This is a genomic window from Nonomuraea sp. NPDC005501 (assembly GCF_040605905.1).
GTDB lineage: Bacteria > Actinomycetota > Actinomycetes > Streptosporangiales > Streptosporangiaceae > Nonomuraea.
In genome coordinates this window covers 1-20494 of record NZ_JBEXDT010000073.1, presented here as the reverse complement: position 1 = coordinate 20494, position 20494 = coordinate 1, and the positions used below count along the sequence as shown (strand labels likewise).

General features: G+C 73.7%; 15 protein-coding genes, 1 pseudogene and 1 riboswitch. Of the genes and pseudogenes, 11 read left to right on the top strand and 5 right to left on the bottom strand.

Annotation, left to right across the window (positions count from 1 at the left end; genetic code table 11):
* Nucleotides 1-436 precede the first annotated feature (436 nt).
* Nucleotides 437-724, bottom strand: a complete 288-nt coding sequence (locus tag ABZS51_RS29825) for an Lrp/AsnC ligand binding domain-containing protein (RefSeq protein ID WP_310715066.1) — start codon at nucleotides 722-724, stop codon at nucleotides 437-439.
* Nucleotides 725-741: 17 nt separating this feature from the next.
* Nucleotides 742-2466, bottom strand: a complete 1725-nt coding sequence (locus ABZS51_RS29820; protein WP_310715065.1) for a DEDD exonuclease domain-containing protein — start codon at nucleotides 2464-2466, stop codon at nucleotides 742-744.
* Nucleotides 2467-2594: 128 nt separating this feature from the next.
* Here ABZS51_RS29820 and ABZS51_RS29815 point away from each other — a divergent pair, with 128 nt between their 5' ends.
* The 3 genes from ABZS51_RS29815 to ABZS51_RS29805 all read left to right on the top strand — a co-directional run bounded on the left by ABZS51_RS29815 (nucleotide 2595) and on the right by ABZS51_RS29805 (nucleotide 7881).
* Nucleotides 2595-4103: a serine/threonine-protein kinase gene (locus tag ABZS51_RS29815; RefSeq protein WP_355447765.1), complete on the top strand. Its 1509-nt coding sequence runs from the start codon at nucleotides 2595-2597 to the stop codon at nucleotides 4101-4103.
* Nucleotides 4093-5538, top strand: a complete 1446-nt coding sequence (locus ABZS51_RS29810) for a serine/threonine-protein kinase (RefSeq protein ID WP_355447762.1) — start codon at nucleotides 4093-4095, stop codon at nucleotides 5536-5538. The genes ABZS51_RS29815 and ABZS51_RS29810 overlap by 11 nt, the downstream gene beginning before the upstream one ends.
* 849 nt (nucleotides 5539-6387) lie before the next feature.
* On the top strand, nucleotides 6388-7881 hold the full coding sequence (locus tag ABZS51_RS29805) for a hypothetical protein (RefSeq protein WP_355447760.1): 1494 nt from the start codon (nucleotides 6388-6390) through the stop codon (nucleotides 7879-7881).
* A 396-nt stretch (nucleotides 7882-8277) separates the two neighbouring features.
* Here the strand turns inward: ABZS51_RS29805 and ABZS51_RS29800 are convergent, their stop codons facing one another.
* Both ABZS51_RS29800 and ABZS51_RS29795 read right to left on the bottom strand, forming a co-directional pair.
* The gene (locus tag ABZS51_RS29800) at nucleotides 8278-10029 is read right to left on the bottom strand and encodes a PH domain-containing protein (RefSeq protein ID WP_355447757.1); all 1752 of its coding nucleotides are present in this window, start codon (nucleotides 10027-10029) and stop codon (nucleotides 8278-8280) included.
* Nucleotides 10026-10640 carry a PH domain-containing protein gene (locus ABZS51_RS29795; RefSeq protein ID WP_355447754.1) on the bottom strand — a complete coding sequence of 205 codons (615 nt, stop codon included), beginning with the start codon at nucleotides 10638-10640 and terminating at the stop codon, nucleotides 10026-10028. Before ABZS51_RS29795 ends, ABZS51_RS29800 begins: the two co-directional genes overlap by 4 nt.
* A gap of 110 nt (nucleotides 10641-10750) precedes the next feature.
* On the opposite strand from ABZS51_RS29795, the gene ABZS51_RS29790 reads away from it, so the two are divergent.
* Both ABZS51_RS29790 and ABZS51_RS29785 read left to right on the top strand, forming a co-directional pair.
* Complete coding sequence (locus tag ABZS51_RS29790; RefSeq protein ID WP_355447751.1) at nucleotides 10751-11980, top strand: histidine kinase; 1230 nt, start codon at nucleotides 10751-10753, stop codon at nucleotides 11978-11980.
* A gap of 130 nt (nucleotides 11981-12110) precedes the next feature.
* On the top strand, nucleotides 12111-12779 hold the full coding sequence (locus ABZS51_RS29785; RefSeq protein ID WP_355447749.1) for a response regulator transcription factor: 669 nt from the start codon (nucleotides 12111-12113) through the stop codon (nucleotides 12777-12779).
* A 52-nt stretch (nucleotides 12780-12831) separates the two neighbouring features.
* Here the strand turns inward: ABZS51_RS29785 and ABZS51_RS29780 are convergent, their stop codons facing one another.
* Nucleotides 12832-14028, bottom strand: coding sequence for a phosphotransferase family protein (locus ABZS51_RS29780; RefSeq protein WP_355447746.1), 1197 nt, complete (start codon nucleotides 14026-14028; stop codon nucleotides 12832-12834).
* Nucleotides 14029-14169: 141 nt separating this feature from the next.
* On the opposite strand from ABZS51_RS29780, the gene ABZS51_RS29775 reads away from it, so the two are divergent.
* The 6 genes and pseudogenes from ABZS51_RS29775 to ABZS51_RS29750 all read left to right on the top strand — a co-directional run.
* Nucleotides 14170-15492 (top strand): NYN domain-containing protein, encoded by a 1323-nt coding sequence (locus ABZS51_RS29775; RefSeq protein WP_310715048.1) that lies wholly within the window; start codon nucleotides 14170-14172, stop codon nucleotides 15490-15492.
* 193 nt (nucleotides 15493-15685) lie between these two features.
* Nucleotides 15686-16660, top strand: coding sequence for an NlpC/P60 family protein (locus tag ABZS51_RS29770; RefSeq protein ID WP_355447743.1), 975 nt, complete (start codon nucleotides 15686-15688; stop codon nucleotides 16658-16660).
* A 450-nt stretch (nucleotides 16661-17110) separates the two neighbouring features.
* Nucleotides 17111-17267: riboswitch (cyclic di-AMP (ydaO/yuaA leader) on the top strand.
* A 187-nt stretch (nucleotides 17268-17454) separates the two neighbouring features.
* Entirely contained in the window at nucleotides 17455-17868 is a 414-nt protein-coding gene (locus tag ABZS51_RS29765; RefSeq protein ID WP_355447740.1) for a C40 family peptidase, read from the top strand.
* Nucleotides 17869-17960: 92 nt separating this feature from the next.
* Complete coding sequence (locus ABZS51_RS29760) at nucleotides 17961-18791, top strand: hypothetical protein (RefSeq protein WP_355447737.1); 831 nt, start codon at nucleotides 17961-17963, stop codon at nucleotides 18789-18791.
* A 9-nt stretch (nucleotides 18792-18800) separates the two neighbouring features.
* Complete coding sequence (locus ABZS51_RS29755) at nucleotides 18801-20150, top strand: M48 family metallopeptidase (RefSeq protein WP_355447734.1); 1350 nt, start codon at nucleotides 18801-18803, stop codon at nucleotides 20148-20150.
* Nucleotides 20147-20494: pseudogene (locus tag ABZS51_RS29750) on the top strand (hypothetical protein); the annotation flags it as partial. The gene ABZS51_RS29755 and the pseudogene ABZS51_RS29750, both read left to right, overlap by 4 nt.

The window sequence follows — 20494 nt, the reverse complement described above, 5'->3', positions numbered from 1 at the left end:
CTGCCGTCCCGGGCTCGCGTTGTGTCCGGGGGTGGTGGCCTGAGGTGTCCTTGGCGGAGGCGTCCCGTGGAATTGGCGCCCGGGTCCTCGGGCCGTCCTCGGTTCGCGCGCGGTCCTCGGGCCGTCCTCGGTTCGCGCGCGGTCCTCGGGCCGTCCTCGGTTCGCGCGCGGTCCTCGGGCTGTCCTCGGTTCGCGCGCGGTGTCGCGGCGCGGGTCTGCAAGGATCGGGTGGCCGGTCGGCGAGTCGGTCCATGCGTCCGGCCGGGCCCGGCGTGCTCGGATGCGTCCGGCAGGTCGCCGTCACCGCCGTTCCGGGTCGCGTTCCGCCGTAGCCGGTGGTGTGCTGCCGTACCCGGTGATGTGCTGCCGCGTCCGGTGGTGCCCCGCCGTGCCAGGCGAAGTCCCGCCGTGGCCGGCGCAGGGGGGGCGGGGGCGGTCAGTCGGACTCGGTGAAGCCGATCGAGAAGGCGGAGTCCAGGTCGTGCTTGGAGTACGCCCGGAAGGCGATGTGGGTCTCGGTGTGCAGGACGCCCGGGACCTTGTTGAGGCGGCCCGGGACCACCTCGGCGATCTCCTCGTAGGCGGCCACCCGCACCATGGCCAGCAGGTCGTACTCGCCGGTGATGGAGTAGACCTCGCTGACGCCGTCGATCTCGGCGATCGTCTGGGCGACCTCCGGGATCCGGTCCACCTCGGCGTTGATGTGAACGATAGCCGTGACCATGGCCCAACTCTATCGGGTCAGCGCAGGGGGCGGCCCTCGCGGGAGCGCTGCGCGGTGAGAGGGCGGTAGGCGAGCTCGATGCGGGCCTTGTGACGGGCCGCCCCGTGGACGGGCAGCGCCCAGTCCCCGTCGACCTCCACCAGCCGGACCCCCGGCGACTCCAGCCAGCGCAGGATGCACTCGGTCTCCTCGGCGCTCGCCGCGTGGACGGGGCCGGGGCCGGGCAGGACGGTCTCGGCGTGGGCCGCCAACGACTCCACGTACGGGGTGGGGTGGGCGCCGCGCGGCATGACCCCGGCCGCCGCCAGCCGGCCGTACCGGACGACGTGGATGTCCCAGCCGCCGTCGAACGCCGGACTGGCCGCGATGAGCTGCGGGATCCGCGTGATCGAGGACAGGCGCTGCATGCGGGCCGCCGTGCGGACGAACGCGGCCAGCCGGTCGCGGTCGACCGACGCCTCCTCGTAGCGCTGCTCGGCCGAGAGCCGCTCCATGCGGGCGGTCACCGCGGCGAGGACGGGCGAGGCGTCGAGCGTCATGGCCCGGCGGGCCGTCTCGGCGTGGACGGCGTACTCGGCCTGGCTCTGCCTGCCCTCGCAGGGCGCGCCGCAGCGGCCCATCTCCAGCAGCACGCAGGCCGCCCGGCGGGTGCGCAGCGTGACGGGCTGGGTGCACTGGCGCAGCGGCACCGCCTCGTGCAGGGCGAGGCGGGCGTCGTCGGCGGAGCGGCTGCTGCCGAACGGGCCGAGGTAGGCGGCGCCGTCGTCGCGCACCTCGCGCACGATCGACAGCCGGGGGAACGGCTCCTGGGTGAGCTTGAGCCAGACGACCTTCTCGGGGAACCGGGAGCGGCGGTTGTAGCGGGGCTTGGCGCCGCCGATCAGGCGCAGCTCGCGTACCTCGGCCTCTAATGCCGTGGCGCACACGATGTGGCGGACCCGCTCGGCGATGCCGATCATCTCGCGGATGCGCGGCCGGGTCTCGCTCGCGGTGAAGTAGGAGCGCACGCGGTTGCGCAGGTTGGTGCTCTTGCCGATGTAGAGGACCTCGCCGCGCTCGTCCTCGAACAGGTAGACGCCGGGGGAGTGGGGCACCGACTCGGCGAGGTGACGCTTGCGCTGCTGCTCGGGGGTGGGCGCGCGGACGAACGACTTGAGCTCCTCCAGCGTGTGGACCTGGAACGATCCCGCCCGCTCGATCAGCCCGTGGAGCACGTGCACGGTGGCCCTGGCGTCCTGCAGGGCGCGGTGGCACGGCTCGGCGGGGCTGCGGAAGAACTTGGCCAGCGTGCCCAGCTTGGCGTTGGGCGTCTCGTCGCGGGTCAGCACCCGGCGGGCCAGGTCGACGGTGTCGACCACCGGGTTGGCCGGAGGGGGGTAGCCGTGGTCGGCGCAGGCCGCCTTGATGAAGCGGGTGTCGAAGCCCGCGTTGTGCGCGACCAGCGTCGTGCCCCGGATGAACTCGAGGAAGCTCGGCAGCACCGCCTCGATGCGGGGCGCGGCCACGACCATGGCGTCGGTGATCCCGGTGAGCACCGAGATGAACGGCGGGATCGGGCCGCCCGGGTCGACCAGCGTGGAGAACTCGCCCAGCACCTCGCCGGCCCGCACCTTGACCGCGCCGATCTCGGTGATCGCGTGCTCGGCGGGCGAGCCGCCGGTCGTCTCCAGGTCGAACACCACGAACGTGACGTCACTCAGCGGGGTGCCGAGCTCGTCGAGTGTGCCTTGTACCGCGTCCACGATCCAAGACCATAGAGTCGGCCACCGACAGTTGCGCGCCCGCCCCGACAAGGACCCGCTCAGAAGGACCCCCTGAGAAGGACCGGACGAATAACCCTTCATCATGATCATTAGTTAGTCTTCCGGTTATGTCTGGCGGAAGACTCGCCGGTCGCTACTCCCTGATCCGCCCGCTCGGCTCCGGCGGCATGGGGAAGGTGTGGCTGGCCAGGGACGAGATGCTCGACCGCGAGGTGGCGGTCAAGGAGCTGACGCTGCCCGAGGGCCTGCCCGACGGGGAGCGGAACGAACTCGTCACGCGCGCCGTGCGGGAGGCGCAGGCCACCGCGCGGCTGCGCCATCCCGGAATCGTGGCGCTGCACGACGTCATCGTCGAGTACGGCCGCCCGTGGCTGGTGATGGAGCTGCTGCGCGGCGGCACCCTGGCCGACGTCGTCAAGCGGCACGGCCCGATGCCGCAGGAGCACGCGGCGCGGATCGGCGCCGACCTGCTGGAGGCGCTGGCCGCCGCCCACGCGCAGGGGCTGCAGCACCGCGACGTCAAGCCGGGCAACGTGTTCATCACCGACGGCGGCCGGGTGGTGCTCACCGACTTCGGCATCGCCCGTCAGGAGGGCCAGGCCGCCCTCACCGAGCAGGGGCTGACGATCGGCTCGCCGGGGTTCATCGCGCCGGAGCGGCTGGACGGCGACCCGGGCGGCCCGGCCAGCGACCTGTGGTCGGTCGGGGCCACCCTGTTCTACGCGGTCGAGGGCCGGCCGATGTACGGCGGCACGGCGAGCGAGCGGATCACGGCCACGCTCACCACGCCGCCGCCCGAGACGGCCGGTCCCATCGGGCCGGTGATCGCCGCGCTGACCGCGCGTCACCCGTTCAACAGGCCCGACGCGCGGACCGCCCGCGACGCGCTGCGGCAGGTCATGGCCGGCCAGGCCCCCCGTCTCACGTCCACGCAGGAGATCACGGCACCCCGCCGGTTGCCGGGCCGCCGCAAGGGGCTCCTGTGGGGCGCCGCGGCCGTGGCGGTCCTGCTCGCCGCCGTGGGCACGGGTGCCTTCTTCCTCGTACGCCAGCAGGGCGACGGCCTCCCCGAGGCGTTCGCCGTTCCGATGGACGCGTGCGCGCTGCTGCCGCGTGAGGACGTGAGCCGTCTCCTGCGCCTGCAGAAACCCCCGGACGGCAAGCGGAGTTCGAACCAGGACGGCCCGACCTGCGGCTGGGCCATTCAGGGGCGCGGCCTCGGGCTTCAGCTCCAGAAGGACTCCGACACGGCCGACCCGTGGTCGATGACCCGGACGTCGGCTCACACCCTGTTCGAGAACCAGCGGGTCTACTGGGGCAGGTACACACACCAGCAGATCGACTGGACCTGGCCCGAAATCGGCGCCAAGGGCTTCAACAAGGCGACCCTCACCCCGGTCCACGCGGTCAGCGGGGTCGGCGAGGAGGCGTTCGGCTACGAGCTGAAGGGATCGACGGGCCGGGTGCACTCCGCCCACATCTACTACCGGCTGGCCAACCTCGTGGTCCGGGTCGAGTACTCCGACCTGGGCAACCGGCCCACCGACGCGGACATCAGGAACACCGCGCTGGACGCGGCGCGGGTCACCGAGCAGGCGTTGCGCCGTGCGGGCTGAGCCCTACCGGCTGGCCGGCCGCTACCGCCTGGTGGAGCGGCTCGGCGAGGGCGGCGCCGGCACGGTCTGGCGGGCCATCGACGAGACGCTCGACCGGCAGGTCGCGGTCAAGCAGGTGCGCGTCCCGGGGGGTCTCACCCCTCAGGAGCGGGCCGCGTTCGCCGACCGCGCCATCCACGAGGCCAGGTCCGCCGGACGGCTGCGCGACCCGGCGATCGTGATGGTCCACGACGTGGTGCTCGACGGCGACCAGCCGTGGATCATCATGGACCTGGTCGTCGGACGGTCGCTGGACAAGGTCGTCAAGGAGCTCGGACCGCTCCCGCCCGGCGAGGTGGCGCGCGTCGGGCTGCGGGTGCTGTCGGCGCTGGAGACCGCGCACCTGAACGGCATGCTGCACCACGACGTCAAACCGGCCAACATCCTGCTGGACTCCGACGGCTCCGCGATGCTCACCGACTTCGGCATCGCCGTGCCCCTGTACGGCCCGGACGGCGCGGGTCCGGGTGCGGTCTCGGGCGCCGGCTCGCTCGGCTACATGGCGCCCGAACGGCTGAACCAGCGGGCCGCCGGCTCCTCCTCCGACCTGTGGTCACTGGGCGCGGCTCTCTACACGGCAGCCGAGGGCAGGGCGCCGTTCGAGCGGGCCATGCCGGCCGCCGTGGCGGCGGCGGTGCTGCTGCACGACCCGCCGTTCCCGGAGCAAGCGGGTCCGGAGCTCGGGGCGCTGCTCATGGAGATGCTCGCCAAGGACCCGGCGGCGCGGCCGTCGGCGGGCGAGGTCCGGGAGCGGCTGAGCGCCGTGGCCGAGCCCGCCCGGCGCCGTCGCCGCTGGTGGCGGGCTCCCGTGGCGGTCGTGTCGGCTCTGCTGCTGGCCGCGGGCGGCTGGTACGGCCTCGCGGCGCTCAAGGGGACGCCCGAGGTGGGAAGGTTCGCGAAGGCGCCCGACCCGTGCGGGGCGATCAGTGACGCCCGGGCCGCCGAGCTGCTGGACGGGCCGGTGAAGCGCCAGGTGCCCCTGCCCGGCTGGTGCGAGTGGCGGCTCAACGGGGTCTCCGGCCCGGCGCGCAAGCTGACCGTCCGGCTCTGGGCCGAGCAGCCGACCGGCGACCTCAGCGGCCCCGCGGTGGCCGCGCGCAGGTACGCCAGCGAGCGTGCCAGCAGGGGGGCCGCGATGGGAACGACGTTCCGCACCGTCACCGGGAAGGGCCAGGACGTGGCGGGGGTGGGCGAGGCGGCGTTCGGGCAGACCTCGTTCGAGCTCTTCCCCACCGACCAGGAGGGGCGGACGAACGACGTCCTGCTGTTCCGCCTGAGCAACCTCATGGGCGAGGTGATCCTGCACCGCGAGGAGGTGCCGATGAAGGACGCCACGGGCGGCAAGGAGCCGGCGCTCGCCGTGGCGCGGGAGCTGGTGGCGTCACTCAAGGGATGACGGCCTCGGGTCGCGGCGGCGCCCCTCTCGGCGGATCAGGAAGTGCCGCATCACGGGTTTCACTAACATGTTCAGTCGCATGTCATGGCGAATCCCCAGGAGTGCCTCGTGAATGCCGGTAACCGGAATGAGCCGCCGCCCAACCCCCAGCCGGGGCCGGGCGGGCCGTCCGAGCCTCCAGGCTGGTCACCGGCGGGGCCGCCGTTCACGCCCTGGGAGCCGCAGGCGGGACCGTACGAGGGCCGCCCGGCCACCCCGCCCCCGCCGGTCCCGCCCGCCACGCCGCAAGCCGGTCCGCCCTCAGGTCCTCACAGCGGTCCCTCGGTGGGGCCGCCCGCTGGGACGCCGGTCTGGCCTCCCGCCACGCCCCCTCCCGGCCCTCCGGCAGGCCCGTCGGGCCAGCCGCTTTCGGGTCCGCAGGCCGGGCTGCCTTGGGGTCCTCAGACCGGGCCGCCTCTGGGTCCTCAAGCTGGGCCGCCTGTGGGTCCTCAGGCCGGGCCGCTTCCGGGTCCTCAGTCAGGGCCGCAGCCCGGTCCGCCCCTCTGGCCCGCCCCCGGTGCACCTGCCGGGCCGTTCCCCGTCCCGCCCGCCGGCCCGTACGGGGACCCGGGCGCGCCCGGCTCCCCGTACGGCGGCCCGCCGCCGAGCGTTCCGGCGGGCCAGGATCCACCACCGGGCCAGTACGGTCCGCCCGGCCCGCCCGGTCCGCCCGGCCAGTACGGCCCGCCGGGCCAGTACGGCCCACCCGGCCAGTACGGTCAGTACGGTCCGCCCGCGCCGGGGGCTCCCGGCGCCGCGTACGGCCAGCCCGGGGGCGGTGCGTCGGACACCGCGCCGTCCTTCGTGGGCGTGGACGTCCCCACCGGCGCGTCCCCCAGCTCGGCGAACCGCCCCGAGAACCGCCCGGGAGGCCGTCCGGACGGCCGTCCGAAGGCGCGCCGCCCCTGGGTGATGCCCGCCGTGGCCGCCGGCGTCGCGGTCCTGCTGGCTGGCGTGGCAGGCGGCGCCTACCTCGTGTTCGGCAGGACGTCCGCCTCGGAGCAGCCCGCCGCCAAGTCCTCCGCCCAGAAGGCGGCCGCCGTGACCGGCCCCGATGTGTGCGCCATGCTGCCCAAGGAGACGGTCGACCGGCTCGTGCCGCAGGCGACGGTCACCGCCGACTCCAGGTCCGGCGAGTACACGATCACCTTCAACTGCACCTGGGTGAACCAGCGGATCTCCTTCGGCGAGTACTGGCGCAGCCGCCAGGTCGAGGTCAAGGTCGATCAGCACCGCGGCGACGGCGCGAAGACCGGCCGTTCCATGGCCCAGAACTCGTTCGACATCGACTACAGCAGCGCCAAGTACGGCGAGACCGCCAAGCCGACCCTCAAGAAGGGCGAGAAGGACTACACCTCCAAGGTCAGGGACATCCAGGGGGTGGGTGACGGCGCTTTCGCCCAGTACGTGTGGCGCCGCTCGGGCAACGTGTTGTGGTACTCGTACGGCGAGGCCCACGCCCGGGTCGCCGACATGACCATCCAGGTCAAGTACCAGGCGAACCAGCAGCGCAAGGACGCCCAGATCTTCAGCAGCGACACCGTCCAGTCCGTCACCGAGGACAACGCCATCCGCGAGGTCACCGGACTCGCCGGGCAGATCGCCAAGGGCGTGGCCGCGTGGAAGGCACAGCACCCCGACGTGCTGGCCCAGCCGCTCAAGGTGCCCTCCGCCACGCCTACGGCCCCCTCGGCGTCGGCGACGCCCACGCCCTCGCCGACGCAGCTCGCGGCGATGCCCGCCGACTGCGTGGCGGCGGGGAAGGCCGCGACCGAGCTGGTGCCGGGCGCGGAGACCAGGGCGACGGGCGGTGGCACGGGGGCGGATGCCCAGAACGAGTGCCGCTGGCTCAACCGCAAGATCGACGCCGGTGACGATGTCACGAAGACCCGCAGCGTGCTGATCACCACGCACCGGTTCACGAACCGCGCGGGCGCCCCCGACGCCGGCGCCGCCAAGACCTTCTACGCGAGCCGGCGCGGCGGGGCAAAGTCCGTGGAGGACCTCGACTCGCGCGACGTCGACTGGGCCAAGCTGAGCGACATCAAGGGCATGGGGGACGCCGCCTACAGCCAGTACATCAGTTACCGGCGCGGGGCGATCTTCGCGGGCAGCGCGACGGTGACGATCCAGAAGGGGGCGCTGGTCGTGACGGTGGACTACGCGGGGCAGCAACGGCCCGACAGCGAGCCGACCAACTCCCCCAAGGTGCGCCTCATGCCGAGCAAGGAGGCCGTCGCGGGCGCGCTCGCGGTGTCCCGCGCCTACCTGGCGGGACTGGAAGGCGGGCCCGGCGGCGGCTGACCTGCCCCGGCCCTGCCCATCCCGGTTCGGGCGGGCCCGGCACCACGTCGCCGGGCCGGGCGACCGGCAAGGGGCCCCGAGCGCGGCGTACCCACGGGCAGGTGACCGGCGTCCACCCGGGCGCGACGCGCCATGACCGCGTGCCTTCCGGAGACGGCGAAACGGCATACACCTGGACGGTTGACGCGAAGGGTTTACGGGCCTGCAACTGATCTGCAAGCGGGGCAAATAGCGTTGATCGCGTAACAGCGTGAGCCGCGTGATCTCGCTTGACCGTGACAGGGGCGCGGGCAAGCCGTGGGGGATCCCGCGACTCACACCGCCTCGCGCGCGCCCGCCCGTCGGGAGCCGGGCCCGCGCGCGCGAGGCCCCCTCCGTCCGGTGGCATTCGCCCGCTCACCCCTCGGGGCCCCCGGTGCGGACCAGGAACGGGTCGAGGAGGCCGGGCACGGCCCCTGCCGCGAGCTCCAGGCCGGCGTCACAGCCCACGTCGACGACGTCGTAGTGGCCGTCGCCCGCGGCCGTCGTGGCCGAGACCGTCAGCAGCCCGGCGCGGCGCTGGACGTACGACTGAGTGATCGTCCAGCCCACGATGCCGCCGAGGTCGAGCGCGACGGTCCGGCGCACCACCGCACCCGACCGGGCGACCAGGTGGCGCCCGCCGAGCGCGTGCCCCAGTCCCCGGTAACCGGCCACGGCCAGCCAGAGCGCGGCCGCCAGAGCCGTCGCCGTGACGGAGGCCGCCACACCCCAGACCCACGCCTCCGTGGACGCGGCCCGCGCCCAAACCCCCGCCTCCGACGCCCAGGACCAGCCGGAGCGGGAGAGCACCGCCACGGCGATCGCGAGCGCCGCGACCGGTGCGACGACGGCGGCCAGCGCCCTCCGCACCCGCCTGCGCCGGGCGGCCACCGGGTGCGGAAGGGGCTCAGGAAGGGGTCCGCCCGCGATCCGGGCCGCCACGCGCGCGGCCTCGCCGCGGGGCAGGGGCGGAGTGAGCGCCGCCACGTCCTCCGTCTCGCCCTCCTCGGCCTTGCCCAGGCCGGTGGCCACCGCCTTGACACGGGCCCCGCCTCCGAGCCTCAGCAGCAGCGGCTCGCGGATCTCCACGCCCCGCAGCCGCTCCTCGTCCAGCGTGAGCGACCGGCTGGTCAGCAGCCCCCGCCGCACCCGCCACCGCCCGTCCCGCCGCGCCGGGTCAGCAGCCGGGCTTCGCACCCGGTCCGGGCCGGTGGCCGTGGCCGATCCAGGGCGGCCGGGCTCGCGTTCCAGGCGGTAGCCGCCCCACGACTCCACGAAGATCAGCAGCGCTCCCGTCACGCCGGCCACCACGTTGCCCGCGACCACCAGCGGGACCGTCACCCAGGGCCGCTCCGTCAGCCAGTCCCACACGACGCCCGCCGTCTCGCCGGAGAACACCTCCACCCCGAGCGCGTCGAGCGGCTTGTACAGCACCCCGAGCACGATCGCGGCCCCGGCGAACGACCACACGGTCAGCGGCGCGTACCGGACCCACGACCACCGCAACCGCGCCACCACCTCGACGGCCCCCGCCCCGACGGTCTCAGCCCCGACGGCGCCCCCGATGCGCCCGGCGTCCCGGTCGCCGGTCGCCCGACCGCCTCCCGGGCCGGTGGACGTGCTCGCCGACGGCAGGTCCTCCCAGCCCGTGGCCGGGAGGAAGGGGCCGGCGGGGGCGCCCGACAGGAGGGCCCGGCGCAGCGACTCGGCCTCGGCCCTCGTCAGCGGGTCCAGGGTCAGCTCGGTGCGCTCGTCCCCATGGCCGCCCGCGCCGATCCTGACGACGGCCAGCCCGAACGCCCGCCGTACCGGATCGGCGCGCAGGTCCACGCTGCGGACCCGGTCGCGCGGCACCGACCGGTGCCGGCGCGACAGCACGCCGGAGCGCAGCTCCAGGCGGTCCCGCGTGAGCCGCCAGCGCGTCACGCGCAGCCGTGTCACGTCGTACGCGACGACAGCCGCCACGATGAGGACGGCGGCCACCGCCGCCACGGCCGCGACCGCGCCCCACGGCCGGTCGGCTCCGTGCAGCACCCGCACCACGACCACGTCCACGGCCACCACGGCGCCGAGGGACAGCACCGCCGAGACCCCCACGCTCCGCCCGGGCAGACGACGCCAGGTCATGTCGCGTCCCCCGGCGTGGCCTGCGTGATCGCGGTCAGCCGGGCCGCGAGCTCGGCGGCCAGCTCGTGGTCCAGCCCCTCGATCGTGATCGGTCCCGCGGCCGACGCCGTGGTCACCGTCACGTCCGCCAGCCCGAACAGCCGCTGCACCGGCCCCCGCGCGGTGTCGACCGTCTGGATGCGCGACATCGGCGCCACCCGCCAGGTGTGGGTGATCCAGCCCTTGCGCGTGTACACCGCCTCGGCGGTCACCTCCCAGCGCTCCCTCCGGTACGACGCGCGCGGCCCGGCCACGGCCAGCACCAGGCAGCAGCCCGCGAACCCGGCCACCAGCACGCCCAGCACGACCGGATGCCCGGTGAACAGCCAGTACGCCGCCACGGTCCCGCCCGCCACCGGGACGGCCAGCATGAGCGCCTGCGCCGTCCACCACCTGACGGCACGCGGATCGGCCCGGTGACGCGGTGGCCTCAACGCCACCCCGGCCACCCCCGTCCCCGCCTCGGCCCCGATCCCCGCCTGCGCCCCCGTCCGCGCCGCTCGCCGACGGGGCGGGCGCGGGTCAGGGAAGGTGTCCGGCCGTGGCACCGGATGTTCGTCGTGACGTTCCATGTCACCGACCATGGCGCGGCCGGCGAGCCCGGCGCGTCCGCCGGAGGTCGCGCGGTGTATCGACTTTGGTCGCTGTCCGCCCGCCGGCCGACCCCCTAACCTCGGGACATGTGAGCGACCACCACGAATACCGCTGGGCCCTGCCGTCCGTCCTCCTGGGCGACGGCTCCGCCGGGCGGCCCGTGCGACGCTCCACCCGCGACTGGATCGTGGACATCCTCATGTTCCTGGCCGCGTGCGGCATCACGCTGATGACGGCGCCCGAGCTGGAGGGCATACCGCGGGCGCTGGTGGTGACCGAGCAGGTCGCCGGGGTGCTGTCGTGCGTGGCGGTGTGGCTGCGCCGCCGGTGGCCGGTGGGATTGGCCGTGGTGACCGGGGTGCTGTCGACGTACCTGCTGATGGTCGGCGGCGCGGCCGTGGTGGGGTTGTTCACGGTGGCGGTGCACCGGCCGTTCAAGGTGTCGGGGCTGGTCGCCGCGCTCGGCTTCGTGACCATCGCCCCGTACGCGCTGCTCCGGCCCGATCCCGAGCTGGGGCCGGCCGGGACGGCGACGCTGACCGTGGCGATCCTGCTGACGGTGTTCGCCTGGGGTGTGGTCGTACGGGCCCGGCGGCAGCTCGTCTGGTCGTTACGGCAGCGCGCGGTCATCGCGGCCGACGAGGCCAAACGGCTCGAACGCGAGCGGATCGCCCGCGAGATGCACGACGTGCTGGCCCACCGCATCTCCATGCTGAGCCTGCACGCGGGCGCGCTGGAGTTCCGGCCCGGCGCGCCGCCCGAGGAGATCTCCCGGGCCGCCGGCGCCATCCGCGACAGCGCCCACCAGGCGCTCCAGGATCTGCGCGAGGTGATCGGCGTGCTGCGCCACCCGTCCTCCTCCGGCGACGAGAACGGTCCCGTGCCTCTCCCGCCCCAGCCCACGCTGGCCGACCTGCGTTCCCTGGTCGAGGAGTGCCGGCAGGCGGGCATGAAGGTGTCCTTCACGATGAACGGGTTCGACGGGGACGCGGCCCGGGCCGCCGGCGGGGGAGACGCCGCGGTGCCGGACGCGCTCGGCCGTACCGTCTACCGGGTCGTCCAGGAGGCGCTCACCAACGCGCGCAAGCACGCGGGCGGCGCGCCGGTGGGCGTGACCGTCGCAGGGCGGCCCGGCGACGGAGTGACGGTCGAGGCGCGCAACGCGGTGTGGGCCCGGCAGAGCCCGCGCCTCCCGGGAGCGGGAGCGGGGCTCATCGGGCTCACCGAGCGGGTCGGGCTGGCGGGTGGCCGACTGGAGTTCGGGTCGGTGGCGGGGGGCGACTTCCGCCTGCACGCGTGGCTGCCGTGGGCGTCGTGACCGTCGTCCGGGATCGTGACGACGAGCTGTGGATTGCGGCCGTGAGGGAGGAAGGGGCTGGTGTGAGGGTGGAATCGGTGGCCGTGGTGGGCGTCCGGACCGGTGGCGGGGGCCGGTCATGATGGACGCCATGACGATCAAGGTGCTCATCGTGGACGACGATCCGCTCGTCCGGGCGGGGCTGGCGATGATCCTCGGCGGCGCGGACGACATCCGCATCGTCGGCGAGGCCGGTGACGGGTCCCAGGTACCGCCTCTGGTCGCCGAGCACCGTCCCGACGTGGTCCTCATGGACATCCGTATGCCGGACGTCGACGGCCTCGCCGCCACCGAGGCGCTGCGCGCCACCAGGGAGCCGCCCGAGGTCGTGGTCCTGACGACGTTCCACGCCGACGCCCAGGTGCTGCGGGCGTTGCGGGCCGGGGCGGCGGGATTCCTGCTGAAGGACATCGCGCCCGCCGAGCTGGTCGGGGCGATCCGGAAGGTGTCGGCGGGGGAGCCGATCCTGTCGCCGGCGGTGACCCGGCAGCTCATCACCCACGTGTCGGGCGGAGGCGCCGAGAGCCGCGCGGGGCGGGCCCGGGCGCTGCTCGACCGGTTGAGCGAGCGCGAGGGGGAGGTGGCGACGGCCGTCGGTCAGGGCCGGTCCAACGCCGAGATCGGGGCCGACCTGTACATGAGCGTCGCCACGGTCAAGGCGCACGTCTCGCGCATCCTCACCAAGCTGGGGCTCAACAACCGGGTGCAGATCGCCCTGCTGGTCCACGACGCCGGGTCGGGGGAGCACCGGCGCGGGTAGCGGGACGTGACCGCGCCTGGGGAGTGGTGCGGGGCCGGCCGTCCAGGGTGGGTCAGGCTTCCAGCATGCGTTCCAGTGTGCTGCGGTGCATGACCAGGTCGTCCGGGTCGTCCGGCATGGGCTGCTCGCCGAAGTGGACGCGGCGTCGCCACACCCGGGCCATGATCACCCCGTGCCTGAGCGCCGCGTACGTCAGGTGGAAGTCCATGTTCGCCGGCGTGTGACCCGTCAGTGCCTGGTACGTGCGGCACACGTCGTCCCCGCGCATGAAGTCCGGCAGCCCCGGCAGGCCGATCGCCTCCGTGAGGTCCTGGAAGAACCGGTGCAGGAAGATCATCCAGGCCAGGTCCAGCTCGCGCGGCCCCACGGCGGCCATCTCCCAGTCGAGCACGGCGACCGGCCGGAAGTCCCGGTACATCACGTTCCCGATGCGGGCGTCGCCCCAGGTGAGGACGTCGGGGCCCGGGTCGTCGGGCCAGTGCGCCTCCAGCCAGCCGAAGGCGCGCTCCAGCAGCGGGATCGGGTGGTCACCGTGCGCCCACGCGTAGTAGGCGCGCTGCGCGTCCACGTGCGCCCGCAGCCCGCCGCCCCGCACGCCGCCTCCCCCCTCGTCGCCGGCGAAGCCCTCCCCGCCGTACGAGGGCCGCTCTCCGCCGCCCAGGGCCCGCTCGTCGCCGTACGAGGGCCGCTCGTCCGCGCGTGAGGGCCGTACGCCGGTGGGGGACAGGACCGAGAGGTCCTCGCGGGTGAACGGCGCGTCGTGCAGCGCGGCGAGGAGCCGTACCGTCGCGTCCTGCAGGACGCGCCGCCGTCCTGGTGGCGCGTCGAGCAGCCAGCCCTCGAACGTGTACGGCATGACGTCCGGCGGCACGTCCCCGTCCTCCCGCTCCATGACGAAGAACGGCGTGCCCAGCGGCGCCGGGTCCGGCTCGAACCACAGCGCCCTCGGCGCCGGGATCCCGGCCCGGTCCCGGGCCAGCCGCATCACCTCGAACTGGGCCCCCAGGTCATAACGGGGGAAGACGGGTACCGCCTCGGCCGCCGGCGCCAGCCGGGCCACGCACCGTGCGTGCCGCCGGCCCGGCCAGGAGGCGGTGAAGAAGACCGTCTCGCTGGACATGCCGTTGGCCGCGGGCCGCGAGAGCTCCGACACGTCCACCGGGCCGCCGGTGCGGCCGGCCAGCCAGGACGCCATCCGGTCGCGGAGCCGGCCCAGGTCACGGGTGGACGTCCGCATCTCCTCCGTCACGGCGGCCTCCTCGGGTGAGTTCCGGTCCCGCCCCAGTGGTATACCCCTAGCAAGCGCTTGTCCACGTGGGGCGAGCGTTACGGTCAGGTACGGGGCAGCCGTACCCTTGTCTGAAAGGGCATGTCACGAAGGGACAGTGGGATGAGCTCAGCGGGTGAAGGCCTGTCTCGCCCGCTTCCCGAGCCGGTGCGGCTGAACGTCGTCGACCTGGCAGCCCAGGTCCTCGGCTCGATGCCCGCTGCGTCCGTGCCGGCCCCGTTGCGGGGCATCGCCAAGTTCGACCCGCGCAAGCGCGCCCGCCTGGGCAGCGCCCCGATCGCCGCGCAGCTGGAGAACGACAAGGAGTTCCGCGAGCTGGTCGCCGAGTCGGTCGCGGCGGGCTGGCCGGAGCTGGCCGCCTCGCTGGTGGACGGCCACGTGCCGCCCGCCGCCGACCCCGTGCTCGTGGCGGCCGCCGCCTACCTCACCCGCCCGCCCGGCTGGGCCGACATGGTCGAGGCCGCCCGCGCCGACCTCGAACGGTCCGCCGTGGCCGCCGAGGGGTCCGAGCGCGAGGAGGTCGTGTCCCGGCTGCGCGAGCAGCTCGCCGCCCAGAAGAGCGCCGCCAAGGAGGAGACCGACCGGCTGCGCGAGCAGCTCAAGGCCGCCCGCACGGAGAACTCCGACCTGCGCCGCCGCCTCCATGAGGCCCGGGAGAAGTCCAGGGAGGCGCAGCGGCGCGCCGAGGAGATGGAGCAGCTCGCCGAGGAGGCGCGGTCGACGGCCTCGGCGGCGGGCAGCGCGGGCGAGGCCGAGCTGCGGCGGTTGCGCGAGCGGCTGGCCGACGCCGAGAAACAGCTCGAAGCCTCGCGCCGGGCCGCCCGCGAGGGCCGCAGCATCGAGGACGCCCGCATCCGGGTGCTGCTCGACGCCCTCCAGGACGCCTCCGCCGGGCTGCGCAGGGAGCTGGCCCTGCCCACCATGATCAGCAGGCCCGCCGACTCGGTGGCGGCCGTCACCGGCGAGCGTCCCAGCGTGCGCGGAGTGCCGGCCCGCGCGCTGGCCGACGACGACCCGCAGCTCCTCGACCAGCTCCTCGCGCTGCCCCAGGTCCACCTGATCATCGACGGCTACAACGTGACCAAGGCCGGCTACGGCACCCTCACGCTGGCCGACCAGCGCAACCGGCTCATGACCGGGCTCGGCGGGCTCGTCGCGCAGACCCGCGTCGAGGTGACCGTGGTCTTCGACGGGGCCGAGCTGAACGCGCCGGTCCAGGTGGTGGCGCCGCGCGGGGTGCGCGTGCTGTTCAGCGCGCCGGGGGAGATCGCCGACGACCTCATCCGCCAGCTCGTCCGCGCCGAGCCGCCCGGCCGGGCCATCGCCGTGGTGTCCTCCGACCGCGAGGTGGCCGAATCCGTCCGCAGGATGGGCGCCCGCCCCGTACCGTCGGCACTGCTGCTCCGCAGGCTGGGCCGCGCGTAAACCGCGAGCTGGGCTGCGCGTAGACCGAGGGCTGGGCTGCGCGTAGACCGCGGGCCGGACTTGAGCAGGGCGCGATCCGGACGTAGCGGCTGGACGGCAAAGCGACGGTATAAGGAATCTGGCGTTTAGGTGAGATCAACACCTTAACTTCTGTACTATTTCGCCCCAGGTATGATCCCTTGGAGGCGACGCTGTGAGTTTGGGCCGGGTGCCGATGGTCGCGTGTCTCGCGATCGGGTTGCTGCTTTCGCCGACAGGTGGAGCCCAGGCCGCGCCGAAGCCCACGATCAAGCAGGCCAAGGCGAAGCTCGCCAAGCTCAACGACAAGGCCGACAAGGTCGTCGACCGCTACAACACGGCGACCGAGAACCACAAGAAGGCCCAGTCCGCCTACACCGAGCTCAACGACAGCTACAAGCGCAAGCTCGCGACCGTGGCCGACCTGCGCGAGCAGGTGATCTCGATGGCCGTCAACAGCTACAAGCTGGGCCGCGACGTCACCTCCATGCCCGGCGTGATCGGCTCCGACGATCCCATGAACACCCTGGGCGGCCTCGCCCTGGCCGACCAGGTGACCCGGGAGCGCGCTGACAAGCTCACCGCCTTCGACCGGGAGAACCGCGGCCTCAAGGCCGAGCGTGACAAGGCCGAGGAGGCCCTGGCCGCCGCCGACAAGGAGCGCGACGCGGTCCGCAAGGAGCGCGCCGAGGTCCTCAAGCTCATCGCCCAGCAGAAGAAGCTGCTCGACCGGCTCGGCGCCTACCGGGTGGGCGACCCGAACAGCACCGGCATCAAGTACACCGGCGCGGCCTCGGGCAACGCGGCGGCCGTGCTCCGGTTCGCGTACTCGCAGGTGGGCAAGCCGTACGTGTTCGGCGGCACGGGCCCCGGCGGCTGGGACTGCTCGGGGCTGACGCAGGCGTCGTGGCGCGCGGCCGGCGTCTCGCTGCCGCGCACCACCTGGCAGCAGTGGGCGTGGGGCGCCTCGCGCAGGGTGGCGCTGAACGCGCTGCAGCCCGGGGACCTCATCTTCAGCTCGGGACTCGGCCACGTGAGCATCTACGCGGGCAACGGCCAGATCGTTCACGCGCCGCAGACGGGCGACGTCGTCAAGGTCGCCACCCTCTCCTCGTACGGCGGCGCCCTCGTCGGCGCCATCCGCCCGTAGCGCGCCACGCGGCGCATCCTCTCACTCTGAACCGAAGACACTGCCTCGCTGTGGCGAGGCAGTGTAGCGGCCGTGCGCGCGTCTCGTGACGGGAACGCAAGTGAAGAACTGAAGCGGTCCGTGACCGGTCATGGTCACGTGGCCTGCCGTCCTGCCGGGGACAAACCTGACAAATGTGACGAAAGAGTCCTGACAGGCGCCTGATTCGTCAAGTGTGAGCAGAGTCACATTTGCGTAACGAATCATGGTGGCTAGCTGGGAGTCGTCCCTTTACTGACACCTTATGGCGATCTTTACAGCTTGACCCACGCTTTGCCGTTTCATGACATCTCGGCGTAACTTCTGGCGTCGCGGCGAACAAGCCATGGCGCCGCGAACCAACATCGGTCCCACCGATGTGGACGAGATAGCAATCCATCGGTCGCCGCCGTAAATATCCGTACTTGTTGCGGTGGTGGCCTGCCGAGTCCGTGCAGCCAGGAGGCACGGAGCCGGGGACCCAGCGATCCCGAGCGGGATCAGGGGTGAATCGGCGCGTAACGCGCCGTAGGGCGACTTCCAGGCCCGAATCCGTCAGCTAACCCGGTAGGCGTTCGTGGAAGATCCAAGGAGAAATCCTGTCTACCCACTCGCACAACCCCCGTCTGTCCCGAATCGCCCTGAGCGGCGTCGCTCTCACCATGACCGTGACGGCCGGAGGTCTGGTCCTCCATGCTCCGGCGGCCCAGGCGGCAGGGACGACGAGCACCACGGCCAGTCTTTCCACGGTTTCGGCGGGCACAGCCGCCGCGTCCGTGAAGACGGCGGCCGGCAAGACGGCGAAGGCCTCCAAGGCCGTCCGGCAGCAGGCGAAGGCCCATGCGGCCGTCGCCGTCGCCAAGGCGCAGATCGGTGACCCGTACCGTTACGGCGGCACCGGCCCTGGCGCGTTCGACTGCTCCGGACTGGTCCAGTACGCCTGGAAGAAGGCCGGCGTGAGCATTCCCCGCGTGACGAACAGCCAGTACGCACGCATCAAGAAGAAGGTCTCCTGGAAGAACCTCCAGCCGGGTGACCTGATGTTCTTCCGGGGGCTCGGTCACGTGGGCATGTACGTCGGCCACGGCAAGATGGTCCATTCGCCGCGGACAGGTCTGACGGTACGCGTCGAGAAGATCAGCGGATGGCGCAAGTCGTCGTTCGTGGGGGCGGTACGTCCCGGCCTGTGAGCACGCACGAAGACCCCGTCCCGGGTTGGGGACGGGGTCTTCGCGCGTTCGGGAACGAACAGCGGGCGGGTGGCCGGGTACGATCGGACAGCGTGTCCGCCCGGGTGAGTCGTCGAGCCGTGCTGGCGGGGGTGGCGCCCCTGCTCGCGCTGGCCGCCGCGTCCTCGCCGGCCCGTGAGCCTGCTCAGGCGGATCGTGCCGTCGGGCTCGGCGGGACAGGGGGCGAGCCGTGGCCCGGCGAGACGCGGGCGGCACGGGGCGCCCGATCACTCGTGCTGGGACACCGGGCCGATCCGAGCCTGCTCCAGGATCTCGCGCGCCGGGCCGACACCGCGGCGGAGCGCGTCTCCGGCGTTCTCAGCGTGTCCGTGCGGCCCCTCGTGCTCGTGCCCGCCTCCGCCGCCGAGGCCGCGCGCCTGGCCGGCGTGGCGGACGTCGAGGGGCTGGCCGCCGTGGCCGACGGAAGCCGCGTCGTCGTGGTCCCCGGCACGTTCGACCGCCTCACCCCCACCGGCCGCGACGTCGTGCTCACCCACGAGCTCACCCACGTCGCCGCCGGCACCGGCGGGCTGCCGCCGTGGCTGTACGAGGGATTCGCCGACTACGTCGCCTACCGCGACGCCGGCCTGAGCGTGCCTGTGGCCGCCGCCGAGCTGGCCGCGGAGGTCCGGGCGTCGCGGCCGCCGCGCCGGCTGCCCGAGCCCGGCGATTTCGCGCCCGGCTCGGCCCGGCTGGCGGCGGTCTACCAGGAGGCGTGGCTCGCCTGCCGGTACGTCGCCGAGCGGCGTGGGGAGGACACGCTGGTGAGGCTCTACCGTGATGCCAGGACGCGGGGCGCCGCCCGCGCGCTGACCGCCGCCGGACTCCCGGCCGCGCGGCTGACGGCGGGGTGGCGCGCGTACGTGCGTGAGAAGCTGGCGTAGGGGGATCATGTGACGAACGACGGCCAGGTGGGGGACGCGGCCCGCGGAGCGGACGCGCCCGGCACAGACGCGCCCGGCACCGACGCGACTCCGGGCGACAGCGCCACGGGGCATACCGCGGCGCGGCAGGCCGGGCTGGTGTGCGCCGGGCTCGGGATCGCGACCCTGGCCGTGGTGGCCCTCACGACGCCGTGGCGGGCGCTGCCGCCCTCCGCGCCGCATGTGGCCCCCGACCCCGCCCGTGACTTCAGCCCCGCCCAGATCGCGCACGCCGCCGCGTTCGACGCCGCCACCGGCGCGCCCGGCTACCTGTCGCTCGGCCTGAGCCTGCTCTTCGCCGGCCTGCTCGTCCTCACCCCGCTCGGCGGCCGGCTGCTCGGACGGCTCAGGGGCCCGTGGTGGCTGCGCGTCGTCCTGGGCGTGCTGCTGCTCACCGCGATCGTCGAGGCGGTCAGGTGGCCGCTCGGCATGTGGTTCGAGACCGAGCTGCGCGCGTACGGCCTGTCCACGCAGGACTGGGCGTCCTGGACGGGCGACCGTCTCAAGAGCATCGGCGTCAACGCCGCCGTGCTGTCCCTCACGATGGTGGTCCTGGTCTGGCTGGCGCGCAGGGTCCGCCGGTGGTGGATCCCGGCCGCGGTGGGCGCGTTCGCGCTGACCGTGGCGCTCTCGTTCATCTATCCCGTGGTGGTCGAGCCGCTGTTCAACGACTTCCGCCCCATGCCGCAGGGCCCGCTGCGCACGAGCCTGCTGCGGATGGCCGAGCGCGACGGCGTGCCGGTGGAGGACGTGCTCGTCGCCGACGCCTCCCGCCGCACCACCGCACTCAACGCGTACGTCTCGGGCTTCGGCGCCACCCGCCGGATCGTCGTCTACGACACGCTGCTGCGCGCCCCGGGCCCGCAGGTGGAGCTGGTGGTCGCGCACGAGCTCGGCCACGCGAAGAACGGCGACGTGCTGAGCGGCACGCTCGTCGGCGGGCTCGGCGCCGCCGCCGGCACCGTGCTGCTGTACCTGGCCTTCCAGCTCGTACGGCGGCGCACCGGAGTCGCCTCGGTGGCCGACCCCAAGGCCGTGGGCGCGCTGCTCGGCCTGATGAGCCTGGCCACCGTGCTGTCCGGCCCCGCCCAGAACGTCGTCGGCCGCCACGTCGAGGCCCGCGCCGACGTCCACGCCCTCGACCTGACGAGGGACCCGGCCACCTTCGTCGCCATGCAGAAACGCCTGGCGCTCACCAACATCTCCGACCTGTCACCCGATGCCGTGGAGTACGTGCTCTACGCGTCCCATCCCTCGACCCCGGAGCGCATCGCCCTGGCGCGCGCGTGGGCGCGGCTGAACGGCGTGCCCACGCCGTGACCCCACGCGTCGTCATCGTCACCAACGACTTCCCGCCGCGCCCCGGCGGCATCCAGTCCTTCGTCCACGGCCTGGCCGTGCGCACCCCCGGCGTGGCCGTCTACGCGCCCTCCTGGCCGGGCTGCGCCGAGTTCGACCGCCACCAGCCGTACCCGATCGTGCGTCACCCGACCTCGCTCATGCTGCCGACGCCCGCTGTCGCGCGCGCGACGGCCCGGCTGGTGGCCGAGCACGGGGCGCGGACGGTGGTGTTCGACGAGGCCCACAGCGAGTCGTGGTCCATCCGCCGCGACGTGGCCGAGACCATCAACCCCGCCCATCCCGACGACAGCAGCTACGCCCGC

What these genes read in the sequence shown, in the direction of transcription:
- ABZS51_RS29825 (WP_310715066.1), bottom strand. Translation starts at nt 724, where the DNA reads ATGGTCACGGCTATCGTTCACATCAACGCCGAGGTGGACCGGATCCCG.
- ABZS51_RS29815 (WP_355447765.1), top strand. Translation starts at nt 2,595, where the DNA reads ATGTCTGGCGGAAGACTCGCCGGTCGCTACTCCCTGATCCGCCCGCTC.
- ABZS51_RS29800 (WP_355447757.1), bottom strand. Translation starts at nt 10,029, where the DNA reads ATGACCTGGCGTCGTCTGCCCGGGCGGAGCGTGGGGGTCTCGGCGGTG.
- ABZS51_RS29795 (WP_355447754.1), bottom strand. Translation starts at nt 10,640, where the DNA reads ATGGAACGTCACGACGAACATCCGGTGCCACGGCCGGACACCTTCCCT.
- ABZS51_RS29785 (WP_355447749.1), top strand. Translation starts at nt 12,111, where the DNA reads ATGACGATCAAGGTGCTCATCGTGGACGACGATCCGCTCGTCCGGGCG.
- ABZS51_RS29775 (WP_310715048.1), top strand. Translation starts at nt 14,170, where the DNA reads ATGAGCTCAGCGGGTGAAGGCCTGTCTCGCCCGCTTCCCGAGCCGGTG.